Source organism: Mesorhizobium sp. M0862 (assembly GCF_040319795.1).
Taxonomy (GTDB): domain Bacteria; phylum Pseudomonadota; class Alphaproteobacteria; order Rhizobiales; family Rhizobiaceae; genus Mesorhizobium.
This window is the reverse complement of record NZ_JAMYOJ010000045.1, coordinates 1-12931: the sequence shown is the minus strand read 5'-3', so window position 1 is coordinate 12931 and position 12931 is coordinate 1. Positions and strand designations below refer to the sequence as shown.

Here is a 12931-nt window from a genome sequence, read left to right as displayed (position 1 = left end):
AGAGATTAAAGTGCTGGAACACCATGCCAACGTTCTTACGAACTTCGGCTAGGTCACGCATCTTGTTGTGCAACCTGATCCCGTTGACATTGATCTCGCCCTCCTGGTGAGCCTCGAGCCGATTGAAGCAGCGGATCAGCGTCGACTTTCCCGAGCCGGACGGCCCACAGATAACGATGCGTTCGCCCTTGCGAACGGTGAGATTGACGTCAGTCAATGCTCTGAAGGTGCCGTACCACTTCGAGACGTTCTTCGCTTCGATAATTGCGTTCGCGTTCATCGCGCCCCGATTCCGACTGGATGACTCCTGGGATGAAAGTGGCAACGTGCTCATCGTACCGAGATTCGCTCCCGTGGGAGGGCCTCCATTAATACCTTTCGACTGCCTTTCGCTGCCAATGTTCATCGTACTCTACTCCTAGCGAAGTGATGCTCGATCCTGGATTGGATCAGCTCAAGGCAGATGGACATAATCCAATATATGAATGCGGCAGTTATGAGCATCTCCATGTGTTGAAAAGTTGGCTGGCCGATTGTGCGAGCAAGGAAGGTGAGCTCCCACACACCGAGGACGGAGACGAGAGAGCTGTCCTTCAGCATTGAAATGAAAGTGTTTCCCATCGGGGGAATGATGACCGGAAGCGCCTGCGGAAGGATGATCCTGCGCATCGTGAGGCCGAAGCCTAAACCCATCGATCGCGAAGCTTCCCATTGGCCTCGATCGATGCTCTCGATACCGGCGCGGAAAATCTCTGTCATGTAGGCGCCGACGCAAAGCGACAGTGCTAAGATGCCTGAAGGAATTGCATCGATCACGATACCAAGTTGTGGCAGCCCGAGGTAAATCAAGTAAATCTGGACGAGCAGCGGTAGGCCGCGGAAAAACGAAGTGTAAAAACTGGCGATTGCGTAGGCGAAGCCGTTGTTTGACAGCTTTGCAATCGCGGCAATCATCGCGATAACGGACGCGAATACCAGTGAAAACGCCGAGATATAGATTGTAGTGAACGCCCCCTGCGTAATCAAATAGGGCAAATTCTCTGAGATGAAGGGCATGCTTAGATTAAATGAATTGAAGAATGCAAGAAACAGCAGCAGAAGCTCAGCCCACACAATGCCGATTTGCACCTTCACCGAAACAAAACCAATCAGCACGATGTTGAGGCAGAATATGATTGCTATCACAAAGGCGATCGCGAAGCGACCATAGATCCCACTTTGCGCTGGGTCGCCGATGACCGGCCGCATGAGCTGGCCAAAGGTGGTGCCAGTAAGATTGAACATAAGAAAAACGACGAGCACTACGGCAAAAATCGAAGTTACGAACCACGGCTTATGAACGAGGATCTCGGATTCAATTGTGTCCCGATAGAGCATGAGCGTCACCTTAAAAAAACGGCCCCATCAGCGGGGCCGATAAATACCCCAGCCTATTTTTCGACGCTGTAGTCCACGCCGAACCATTTGACGGACAGCCTGGAAAGAGTGCCATCATCCACCATCGTTTTAACGGCAGCCGCAACCTTGTCGATAAACTCCTTGTCGCCAGGGATAATCGAAATGGCTCCCGGCCCCGAGAATAGCGGTTCGTCGAGCACCCTCAATGGATAGCCGTGCTTTATCGCATCTCTTGCTACGGTATCGTCACCAAGTGCAGCATCAAGCCGCACACCGTCACCCAGGCGGAGGTCGTCGAACGCAATGTTATTAGATTGGTACATCTTCAGTTGGCCTGGTGTAAATTCGTACGTTATTGCTTTAGGATTAACCCATGCCGGCGTAAAGTTATGATTGGCATAGGATTCTTCCGGCCCGCCCGAATTGACACCAATCACCTTGCCGTCAAGATCGGAAAGCTTGGTCGCCTTACTGTCCTTATGTACGATCGCTACCGAGGGCACGTAGCAGTAAATAACAAATTCAAATTTTTGGGCACGTTGCTTCGTAGGCGTCATCTGACCCATGCCCATATCCCAACGGCCCTGCCAATTGCCTGCCGCTATGAGGTCCCAGCCTGGTGTCACGAATTTTACCTGCACGCCTAGGGATTTTGCGATGGCCTTCGCGACGTCGATATCGTAACCATCAAGCTCTTTTTTGTCGTTCAAATGCGAAACGGGACCCCAGTTTGTCCCTGCCGCCACCGTCAGCGTCTTTGTGGCGAGCACCCGATCCCAAACTTCGCCGGCGTTGGCCGGGGTTAAAGTGCCGCCAGACGCAAACGCGAGTGCGGCTGCGGCCGCGATCATCCTTATAAGCCGATTCATATGCCGATTCATATGTTCCTCCATCTGCCTGTGGTTATTGACAGCTTCAGCAGCTAATAGGACATATGTACTTTTGTCAACATCCGACTACAAGTTTGTACCATAGGGACCATGCGGTGAAGCTTGCGCGAGCAACCTCGCGGTGAGGCTCCCAAGTGAGCTAGGGTGATCCCGCTGGATGGGGTGCAACCGCCCATGTGCCCGCGGATTGCGTCGTCCATATTGGAATTGGAACACCGACCTGCGAAGCCCCATCATGCGGCGGCCCTGTGTCGATCCCTAAGACGACCCTGCTTCCAGGAGACACTCACAGGACGCGTCCTCGCACCCGTGGGCGCTCGGAGCCAAAATTCTCGACCTCTGGCACTAAATGTGGTTCCCGATAGAAGATTATTGAAGAAAAGTTTGCAACATCCCATGCGATAACACGACCCCTGTCACCCCATGCGCCACCCGCAGCGACCGACATAATCAGCGCGCGCCGGCGCCAAGAATGATAAAAGAGTTCGACGTTGATGGCGCATCATTGAACGAGCTTGGCGCTTTCGGCTGCTTCATTGCCTTGACGGTCCGCTCATGCGAGACGAACTGCTGTGCCCGCCAGGTCGGCCAAGCTTCGGTGTGTTTTAAGTTTCTAAGGGAAGGTGGCATGCAGGCGCCGAACTGTTCAAAGTGTATTCTTACATATGCGCGATTTTCGTTCCGATATTTGAGATATGGTAGGCCTGTCATAACCGTCCGCCGCCATGAAACGCTGATTCTGCACGCATAGGGTTCTGGCTGATGTGACCATCCTGTCGGCAGTTGGATGGCCAGGAGGATCGGCTAGCGGATCAGAAGAGCGATCTTGTCCAGCTCCGCGTGACAACAATCGAGTTTGATGTGGGGCGCAGCCGTACATGTTCCGATAGACTTTTGAGAAATGTGATGCCGAGACGAATCCGCACACTACCGCTATCTCTATAACTGGCAGGCTGGAGCTGCGAAGCAGCAAGTGCGCGCGTTCCAGACGAAGGTCGAGGTAATAGCGGCTCGGAGTGCGTCCTAGTTCACGTTTGAAGAGTCGCTCAATTTGGCGGCGTGTAAGGCCGGTCGCTGCCACCAGTCCATTTATCGACTTGGGATCGCCGATATTTGCCTCCATCTGATCGATGACTTCGATGATTGCCTTATGATTGAATCGTACGCGGGAATTTGGCGGCAAACGTTGACGGTCCCCAACCGCCCGAATACGACATGCGACGGCCTTCTCGCAGATGCGATTTACGACCGCAGCTCCATGATCTCGTCCAACTAGATCCAGAAATGTGTCAAAGGATGCGGCTGCGCCGGAACAGGTATACAGCTCTCCATCTCTCTCAAATACGCCTTGTGTAGCTATTACGCTTGGGAATTGCTCCAGAAATAGCGGAAATTGCTCCCAGTGCACTGCGCAGCGACGACCTTCTGCAACGCCCGCTCTAGCTAGGACGAGGGTTCCGCCACCTATGCCAACAAGGCGCGCGCCACGGTTTCGGCACTCTCTGAGCCAGGCATCCAACTGGCTGTCATAGCGAGGGAGGGAACGGTCGCCGCACACTATCGCGACCGGGACTGGGTTTGATCGCAGGTTGCGGTCACGCTCCGATCGCAATCCGACTTCTGAGTTAATGGTGATGCCGCAACTCGACACTACAGGTTGCCCGTCGTCCGAAACGACCTGCCAACTATAGGCGTTCCGCCCCGTCGCTTCGTTTGCCAGCATAAGCACGTCGATCGCGGAGGAAAACGCATGCAGCGAAAAAGCCGGGAGCAGGTAAAAGTTCAACTTGGCGGGCAAGGGTTCCAGGCCTTGCTGTCGAACCTCTTTGTATTGACTTGTCTTCACACGAATAGCCTGGGTAAATTCATAGTTGCCCGACCAAATTCTCACGCGGGGTTCCTAGGGCGGTGCGCCCACAGGACTGTTCGATGTCACCTAGGAGCCGCAGCCCAACAACGGATGACGGCGCCGCGACGCAGCCTCGTACAATGCCGAATTTTTTCGGCGGCCGTCGGCCCAGCGTTGATCGTCTCAGCCTAGACTAGTTCTCAGTCTTACAAGAGGTTTCGCTCCTCAAGTACTTTGCGAGAAACCCTGAAGCACTCTAAAGCCTGTGGCACACCGCAATAGATGCCAACTATGTGGATCGCAGCACGGATCTCGTCCTTCGTGACACCATTATTGATAGCGCCACGACAATGGGTCTCCCATTCGTGCATCTTCCCTAAGGCGCCGATCATGGCCAAGTTCATCAACGACCTCGTCTTTAGATCGATGGCTTCATCTCCCCAGCCAAATCCCCAACACCAAGCCGTCATCGCTTCCTGGAAAGGGCGAGTGAATTCGTCTGCCAACGCGAGATTGTTCTCAACATACTCGGCGCCAAGTACGGCCTTTCTTCTAGACAGCCCCAGGTCAAAAAGATTTGGTTCCATTCTGTCCTCTATGTGCGAACGGCCTGCATTACCTTTGTTCGTCTTTCCAGTAGATACCCAGATCATGCCGCCGTTGGTGGAAGCGCTCTATATTATGGACTGCGTCGGTCTCGGCTTCCGCTACTACAAAGGCCATGATCGTCTCGAAAAGCGCCGTAACAGCGACGGTAGAGGGGAAAAATTGCGGGGTGTTGGTGGGTATGACGAAACGCTGATCTGCCCGGATGAGGATCGGCGATGCCGGGCTGTCAGATATTCCAACCACCTTGAGGCCGTAAGAACGGGCGACTTCGACAGCCTCCACGATCTCGCGTCGATAAGGTTTGAATGTCATCGCCACCAGGATGTCGCCCTTTTCGGCGTGGACCAGTCCATCGATAGGAAGCGATCCATCACGCGGGATAGCGACAACACCGCCCACGGCCATACTCGCAAGATAGGCGAAGTTTCGGGCGATGGAACTGGCGAAGCCTACGCCAAGCACATATGTCATTCGCGCCCTCACGATAGCGTCGGCGAGCTTCTTTATCTCGATTGCGCTCGTACCAGAAAACAGATTCTCGATATTCTCTATGGATGTCGACGCCATCTGGCTGTAGAGGCTGGCGAGCTTGCCGCCCTTCGAAAGTGATTGAAGCCATCGCGCTCGATCCGGAAAGTCTTCGCGCCCTCGCATGACTTGCTCTCTAAAGGGCCTACGAAAATCCTCGTATCCTTCAAAGCCTAGAGCGCGGGCCATTCTAACCAAAGTATTTGGCTTGACGTCGGCGCCTTGCGCCATGTTTCTGATCGACGTGATGCTGATCAGATTTGAGTTCTCGAGTACGTGGGTAGCGGCCTTGTTCAATTCCGGTGTGAACGAGATGAGCCTCCCTCTAATCTCTTCCAGAACCGCAGCCGCTGACCTTTCTGATGGTACATACATTCGCTTCATGGTTGACATCCATACAGTTGTTCGGCAGCGATGTCTATAGCGTGTTTCGTCAGAGAGGCTCAAGAATGTACGCGATGCACGCGCTGAAAGCACGGGCCCACGTTCCGCAGCTTGTGGAATGGCATAGCCTTGAAGGTCGCTCTCCGGCGCTGAAATGAACCGAGCTTCTGCCGGCAGACCGCTTACGCAGCTGAGCCGCCCCTCCCATTGCAACGATCAAAGTCTTGATCAGTAAACTGATTGCCAAATCTCCATGTCGCCTCGTCAATTGCCGAATGGCCGTGAGCTATTGCGGGATATGTCTCCCACAATCGAAAGGGATGCGCGCCGAAGCCTTGTCGAAACCGCATCTTGCATGTTTGGCGGCAGAGCGACAGCGGTGTCTGCCTTGGCCAAGAGGGAGATATCGTTGGAATCTGCAGAGGGGAGCCGTTGTCGCTCATGACGCGGGCTATCGTGACGCCGAGGCTGGCGTAGTAGGCCACCGCCGCCTTGAGGAAGGCGATGGCGCTTTCTTTTTTCTCGTCGGGCAGGATCTGCGAGAAGGCGATGCGGGAGGCGTCGTCGATGCAGACATGGACGAACTCCCAACTGCTGCCGCGCGAGCTGGCATTGCCGGTGCGCTTGCCGGTAATGCGATGACCGATGCGCTCGAAACGACCGAGCTTTTTGATGTCGATATGGATCATCTCGCCGGGATGCTCGCGCTCGTAGCGCCGGATCGGCTCGGCCGGTTCAATATCCCTGAGCCGCGACAGTCCGGCACGCTTGAGAACGCGGCTAATAGTGGCGGGCGAGACGCCGACCTCATGGGCGATGTGCTTGCCGGTCCAACGTTGCCGCCGCAGCGCCATGATGCGCTCGGCGATCAACGCAGCGGTGGCCGGTGGCATATGGGCGGGCCGCGAGGAACGGTCGATCATGCCGGCCCGCCCTTCGGACTTATAGCGCTCGAGCGCGCCACGATCTTGGCCGACACGCCGTAGATGCGCGCTGCATCGGCTTTGGAGAAAGCGCATTCTATCACCGACACCGCCATCTCCTCTCGACGTAGCGGCGTGATACGGGGATTCTTGTGGATGTTCATTCGGACCCTCCGGTGAGTGCTGAAGCCTGGTAACTCCAGTCTCCCCGGTCCGGTCCGAATGGACAACCTCCCGAAAGCTCACACCTAGCTAAGCTAGCGAAGCAGGAACAGCCGCGGCGCGCTGGCGCTTGCCCACACCGGCAATCCCTCCGCGCGTTCTTTGAGACCCACTCGGAACCTCCCAGCAGGCTGCTCGCGCGCCTGGTCACGTTTTGATGGTACAAGTTTTTTATTCAACGTTGACTAGCGTACGTATGTCCTATACGTTGAAACCATTCGATTAGGAGACATGACAATGAGTGTATCCCATGCGCGCGTGGTAATTGTCGGTGGCGGGATAATGGGCTGTGGGCTGGCATACCACCTGGCGCACGAGGCTTGGACAGACATAGTTCTCTTGGAGAAAGCCGAGTTGACGTCGGGATCTACTTGGCATGCAGCGGGCCAGATTACCCATTCGACATCGAGTTTCTCCTTAGGCAAATGCGTTGGTTACAATATCGATCTCTACTCCAAAGTGCTGGAGAAGGAGACCGGCCAGTCGGTGACTTGGCATGGCTGCGGGTCGTTTCGGCTCGCCTACACGGACGATGAGCTCGATTGGCTTCGTCAAACCCTGAGCGTTGGCAAGGCTCTTGGGTTCCCCATGGAATTGGTGGGGCCGGAGCGCATAAGGGAGCTACATCCATTCTACAATCTCGAAGGCGTTCAAGCCGCGCTCTACACACCTGATGATGGGCATGTGGATCCCTCCGGCGCTACATTCGCCTTGGCTCAGGGCGCGAGACAACTTGGTGCCAAAATCATTCGCCAGTGCCGCGCCACCGACATCAAGCGAGAGCCGAACGGCGAATGGAGGGTCTTCACGGAGCATGGCGAAATCGTTTGCGAACACGTTGTCAATGCTGGCGGCACCTACGCCCGCCAGGTTGGGAAGTGGGTGGGCCTCGACGTGCCCACCACGTCGATGACTCACCACTATCTGATCACGGATACCGTGCCGGAATTCATGTCCCTAGAAAGGGAGTTGCCCGTCATCAGAGACGACCGGCTTGTTTCAGGCTACATTCGAATGGAGCAAAAGTCCGGGCTCATCGGCATTTACGAGAAGGCCAATCCGAATGCGGTTTGGATTGACGAATGTCCTTGGGAGGCGGAGCACGAACTTTTCGAGCCGCATTATGACCGGATTATGCCATGGCTCGAGAACGCCATGGGGCGTATGCCTGTGCTTTCGCAGCTCGGCATCAAACGAGCCGTTCACGGAGCGATTTCGCATCCGCCGGACGGCAACCCGCTGATCGGACCAGCACCGGGGCTCAGGAATTTTTGGCTGAACTGCGGTTGCCAGATCGGTATCGGTTGGGGCCCGGGCCTAACGCGTGAACTGGCTCGTTGGATGGTTCACGGTGCGGCGGACATAAACATGCGCGACTACGATCCGCGGCGCTTCGGTCGGTTCGCCGACCAGGAATATCAGATTACAAAGGCGAAGGAGGACTACCTTCTGCGCCACGAGGTTCCGTTCCCTCATCTCAACAGACATGCCGGCAGGCCGGTCAAGCGCAGCGCGCTCTATGAACGTGTCAAAAGTAGGGGTGCTGTCTTCGAAGAAGTCTACGGATGGGAACGTCCGCGCTGGTTCGCGCACGACGGTGTCGAGCAACGAGACTACTATTCCTTCCGCAGGCCCGCTTGGTTTCCTCTTGTCCAGCAAGAGGTCAACAGCGTGCGCGAGCGCGCCGGCGTGATGGACATATCCGCCTTCACCAAAGTTCAAGTCTCTGGACCGGGAGCGGCCAAATTCATCGATAGGCTCATCCCGAACAGGCTGCCTTCGAAGCCTGGTCGCATCGCGTTGACTCACCTGTTGAGCGAGAACGGTCGCATCGAGTTGGAAACGACCATTGTTCGCCTCGCCGACGATCGCTTCTATTTCACCTGCGCGGCGTTCTTCGAGCAGCGCTTGCTGGACTATTTGAAGTTCGCTCGTACTGATCACGACGATGTAAAAATCACCAATCTGTCTGATGCCTGGGGAGCCTTGGCGCTCAACGGACCTCGCTCCCGCGATATCCTGGCCCCGAACACAAGCGCCGCCCTGACCAATGGGGCCTTCCCCTGGCTTACGGCCCAGGAGATCGAGGTCTCAGGGGAGAAGGTATGGGCTTTCCGGATGTCTTACGCGGGAGAGGTGGGCTGGGAGTTCCATGGACCAAGAGAGAGCATTCCGACTGTCTACGATGCATTGCATGAGATTGGCGACGCAATTGGGCTGATCGACTACGGCTCTTTCGCGATGAACGTCATGCGGTTGGAGAAGATGTTCAAGGGAGCTGGCGAACTTACCAACGAGGTCACTTTGCCGGAAGCCGATGTCATGCGCTTCGTCAAGACCGACAAGGCTGAGTTCAGAGGCAAGCAGGCCACACTGGCTGCGCAAGAGAAGGGCCCGCTGTGGATCTGCGCCTATCTGCAGATCGAGCCCGACGGGGTGTCGGATGGAAATGGCGGCGAAGCCGTGCTGATGGGAGACCGTCAAGTTGGATCGATAACCTCGATCGCCTACTCGCCATCCGTCGGCAAGATTCTCGCCTTTGCCTACGTGTCGCCTGATGTCGCGAGCCCGGGAACAAAGGTGGATGTCACGATCATGGGTGAAATCCGGAAGGCGGAGGTACTGGCCGAGCCGGCTTTCGATCCCGACAATGTTCGCCCCCGCGCCGATGCAGACGCAGGCAGCCAGAGGACGAGGGTAGCGGCCAATGCTTGACAATTCAGTTGCGCAGCCGGCTCAGAAGCAGTGGGTCGAGAGGGCGAAAGGTGTACTGCCCGGCGGTGGATTCGGTAATTTCGACCCCTCGATCGTTATTCGCGAAGGCCATGGCGCTCGTGTCCGGGATGAGGACGGGAAGGAATACGTCGACTACCTCATTGGCTCGGGACCGATGATCCTGGGACACGACAATGAAGAGGTCGTTGAGGCAATTCGAGAGCAGGCAGGAAAAGGACTGACGTTTTTCGCCAGCAACAGGCACGGCATAGAGCTTGCCGAAGCGATATGCCAAGCCGTGCCGTGTGCGGAAAAGCTGCGATTTGTTTCGAGCGGTGGCGAAGCCGATATGTACGCGATGCGCCTTGCTCGCGCGCATAGTGGTCGGAACCTCATTCTAAAATTCGAAGGCGGCTATCATGGCATGTCTTCAGATGCCCTGATCAGTGTCTTTCCCGATAGACTTGAGAATTATCCAAATGGAGTTCCGGATTCAGCGGGAATACCCGAACAGGTCCGCGAAGGCGTCTGCGTCGCGCCATTCAACGATCCGGAATTCATTCGGCAGTTCCTTGATGAACATGGAGAGAGAATAGCTGGTGTGATCGTTGAACCGCTTCAGCGCCAGATTCCTCCGCAGCCAGGATTTCTCGAAGTGTTGCGCGAAGAAACAACTAAGCACGGGATCGTGCTGATTTTCGACGAGGTGGTTACCGGGTTCCGTTTGGCCTACGGCGGGGCACAAGAAAAATACGGCGTTGTGCCGGATCTCTGCACCGTGGGCAAAATCGTGGGCGGCGGTCTCCCGCTTGCAGCAGTGGTGGGCCAAGCGGACATCATGGCTCATTTCGACAAGAGCGTCGTAGGGAGAGATCGCTTTACCCTGCAGATCGGAACCCTGAGCGGCAATCCGCTTGCTGCCGTCGCCGGCCTGAAGACGCTCGAAATCCTTCGCCGTCCGGACAGCTATGACCGGCTTCGCAAAAATGGGGAAGCCATCATGGGCTTCCTTAGGGATGCTCTCGATCAAACAGGACTCGATTACCAAATCGTTGGGGATCCTGTTCTTTTTGATGTTGTATTCACTCAGCGCTCGTTGAAGTCCTACAGAGATGTGCTCAAGGCAGACAATAGTTTGGCAGTCAGATTTAATGCTCAGCTCCGCGAGCATGGAATCTTCAAATCGCCAAGCAAGATTTATCCCAGCCTTGCTCTCTCCAGCAGCGATCTCGCTTGGACGCAGAACGCGATAATGGCGGCCGCCAAGCAACTGTCCGCCGAATAAGCGGCGCCATGCGATGAAACCGCGATTCGACAGTCTCGTCGTGCCAGATCGCGTTGCCTTTGTGGTGAGAAATGTAGCAGATTTCCGGGCGATGTCGCTATTTCTCGCGGGTTCCAGTTCTCCTAGATCGATTAAAGGAAAAGTCTTCCATGAATATCCTTGTGCCCGTGAAGCGGGTTGTGGATGCGAACGTCAAGGTCCGCGTGAAGGCTGATGGTTCGGCGGTGGAACTCGCCAACGTCAAGATGGCGATGAACCCGTTCGACGAAATCGCGGTGGAAGAAGCGCTCCGGCTGAAGGAAGCCGGCAAGGCCGAAGAGATCATCGTCGTCTCGATCGGCCCGCAGCAGGCGCAGGAAACCTTGCGCACCGCGCTCGCAATGGGCGCCGACCGCGCCATCCTGGTCAAGACCGACGAGCAGACCGAGCCACTCGGCGTCGCCAAGGTGCTGAAGGGCGTCGTCAACGCCGAGCAGCCCGGCCTCGTCATCCTCGGCAAGCAGGCGATCGACGACGATTCCAACCAGACCGGCCAGATGCTGGCCGCCCTTCTCGGCTGGGCGCAAGGCACCTTCGCCTCCAAGGTCGTGCTCGACGGCGACAAGGCCGAGGTGACCCGCGAAGTCGATGGCGGCCTGCAGACGGTGGAACTGAAGATGCCGGTGATCATCACCGCCGACCTTCGCCTCAACCAGCCGCGTTACGCCTCGCTGCCCAATATCATGAAGGCCAAGAAAAAGCCGCTCGACGAAAAGAGCCCGGCTGACTACGGCGCCGACGTAAAACCGCGCCTGAAGGTGATCAAGACCGAGGAGCCGAGCGGCCGCAAGGCAGGCGTCAAGGTCAAGAGCGTCACTGAGCTGGTCGACAAGCTCAAGAACGAAGCCCACGTGCTGTAAGGCTGGGAAGGGAAAAACATGACCATTCTCCTCATCGCGGAACACGACAACGCAACCCTTTCCGACCAGACCGCCAAGGCGCTCTCGGCGGCGCTGCAGATCGGCTCCGACGTGCATGTGCTGGTTGCCGGCAAAGGCGCCAAAGCAGCTGCCGACGCCGCCGCCAAGTTGAAGGGCGTCGGCAAGGTGCTGCTCGCCGAAGCCGACGAACTGGCCGAGCGCCTCGCCGAACCGACGGCGGCGCTCATTGTCTCGCTGGCCGGCGCCTATGACACCATAATCGCGCCGGCGACCTCGTCGGGCAAGAACGTCGCGCCGCGCGTGGCCGCCCTCCTCGATGTCGCGCAGGTTTCCGAGATCATCGAGGTGGTCTCGCCGGATACCTTCAAGCGGCCGATCTATGCCGGCAACGCCATCCAGACGGTGCAGGCAACCGACGCAAAGAAGGTCATCACTGTCCGTACCGCCTCATTTCGCGTCGCCTCCCAAGGCAATGCGGCTGCCGTCGAGATCATCTCGGCGGCAGCCGACCCCGGTGTGTCGTCCTTCGTTGAGAACAAGGTCTCGGACAACGATCGTCCGGAGCTAACTTCTGCCAGGATCATCATCTCGGGCGGCCGCGCGCTCGGCTCGGCGGAGAAGTTCCAGGAAGTCATCCTGCCTGTCGCCGACAAGCTCGGTGCCGCCGTCGGCGCTTCGCGCGCCGCCGTCGATGCCGGCTACGCGCCGAATGACTGGCAGGTTGGCCAGACCGGCAAGGTCGTGGCGCCTGACCTCTACATTGCCGTCGGCATATCCGGCGCCATCCAGCACCTTGCCGGCATGAAGGATTCGAAGGTCATCGTCGCTATCAACAAGGACGAGGAGGCGCCGATCTTCCAGGTTGCCGATTACGGCCTGGTCGGCGACCTGTTTGTGATACTGCCGGAGCTGACATCGCAACTGTAGCAGATCTTGCACGACCTTCGAGGCCTGAAAAGTGCGCGCGCCGACGATGCGTGAAAGTTAAACAACGTTCTTCTCGTTGAACTTGTAAGTGCCACCGGCCCAGAAGGCCCAGTTGCCACCCCACTCCTGGGTAGAAGCCACGACCATGAGCGTCGATTTTCCATCGCGCTGATTCCCCCCTCGAAAAGGTTGTGTGCGTCAAGTTCTGCAAAATGGGGCGGCCATGATGCTGGTCATGCGGCTTGGCGCAGAGCGAGCTTCTTGTGCTCGCGCAGGTCGTC

At 56.8% G+C, this 12931-nt stretch carries 10 protein-coding genes and 1 pseudogene; 4 read left to right on the top strand and 7 right to left on the bottom strand.

The features are described 5' to 3' along the window. The 7 genes and pseudogenes from NKI15_RS31545 to NKI15_RS31515 form a co-directional block, all read right to left on the bottom strand. Nucleotides 1-280: ATP-binding cassette domain-containing protein (locus NKI15_RS31545; protein ID WP_352888112.1), on the bottom strand; the 280-nt coding region annotated here is incomplete at its 3' end. Nucleotides 281-402: 122 nt separating this feature from the next. Next, nucleotides 403-1377 (bottom strand): amino acid ABC transporter permease, encoded by a 975-nt coding sequence (locus tag NKI15_RS31540; protein ID WP_352888109.1) that lies wholly within the window; start codon nucleotides 1375-1377, stop codon nucleotides 403-405. 53 nt (nucleotides 1378-1430) lie between these two features. Next, the gene (locus NKI15_RS31535) at nucleotides 1431-2267 is read right to left on the bottom strand and encodes a transporter substrate-binding domain-containing protein (protein WP_352888116.1); all 837 of its coding nucleotides are present in this window, start codon (nucleotides 2265-2267) and stop codon (nucleotides 1431-1433) included. Nucleotides 2268-2934: 667 nt separating this feature from the next. Beyond that, complete coding sequence (locus tag NKI15_RS31530) at nucleotides 2935-4179, bottom strand: GlxA family transcriptional regulator (protein ID WP_352888106.1); 1245 nt, start codon at nucleotides 4177-4179, stop codon at nucleotides 2935-2937. A gap of 164 nt (nucleotides 4180-4343) precedes the next feature. Next, nucleotides 4344-4724 carry a carboxymuconolactone decarboxylase family protein gene (locus tag NKI15_RS31525; protein WP_352888100.1) on the bottom strand — a complete coding sequence of 127 codons (381 nt, stop codon included), beginning with the start codon at nucleotides 4722-4724 and terminating at the stop codon, nucleotides 4344-4346. Nucleotides 4725-4752: 28 nt separating this feature from the next. Beyond that, nucleotides 4753-5658 (bottom strand): MurR/RpiR family transcriptional regulator, encoded by a 906-nt coding sequence (locus NKI15_RS31520; RefSeq protein ID WP_352888098.1) that lies wholly within the window; start codon nucleotides 5656-5658, stop codon nucleotides 4753-4755. 425 nt (nucleotides 5659-6083) lie between these two features. Continuing rightward, nucleotides 6084-6745, bottom strand: a pseudogene (locus tag NKI15_RS31515) (leucine zipper domain-containing protein); the annotation flags it as partial. Nucleotides 6746-7040: 295 nt separating this feature from the next. Between NKI15_RS31515 and NKI15_RS31510 the strand changes: the two are divergent. From NKI15_RS31510 to NKI15_RS31495, 4 genes are all read left to right on the top strand, one after another. Continuing rightward, complete coding sequence (locus tag NKI15_RS31510) at nucleotides 7041-9518, top strand: FAD-dependent oxidoreductase (protein WP_352888096.1); 2478 nt, start codon at nucleotides 7041-7043, stop codon at nucleotides 9516-9518. After that, the gene (locus NKI15_RS31505; protein WP_352888093.1) at nucleotides 9511-10803 is read left to right on the top strand and encodes an aspartate aminotransferase family protein; all 1293 of its coding nucleotides are present in this window, start codon (nucleotides 9511-9513) and stop codon (nucleotides 10801-10803) included. Before NKI15_RS31510 ends, NKI15_RS31505 begins: the two co-directional genes overlap by 8 nt. Nucleotides 10804-10952: 149 nt before the next feature. Further along, on the top strand, nucleotides 10953-11702 hold the full coding sequence (locus NKI15_RS31500) for an electron transfer flavoprotein subunit beta/FixA family protein (RefSeq protein WP_352888091.1): 750 nt from the start codon (nucleotides 10953-10955) through the stop codon (nucleotides 11700-11702). An 18-nt stretch (nucleotides 11703-11720) separates the two neighbouring features. Then, nucleotides 11721-12650 carry an electron transfer flavoprotein subunit alpha/FixB family protein gene (locus NKI15_RS31495; RefSeq protein WP_352888089.1) on the top strand — a complete coding sequence of 310 codons (930 nt, stop codon included), beginning with the start codon at nucleotides 11721-11723 and terminating at the stop codon, nucleotides 12648-12650. The last annotated feature ends 281 nt before the right edge of the window (nucleotides 12651-12931 follow it).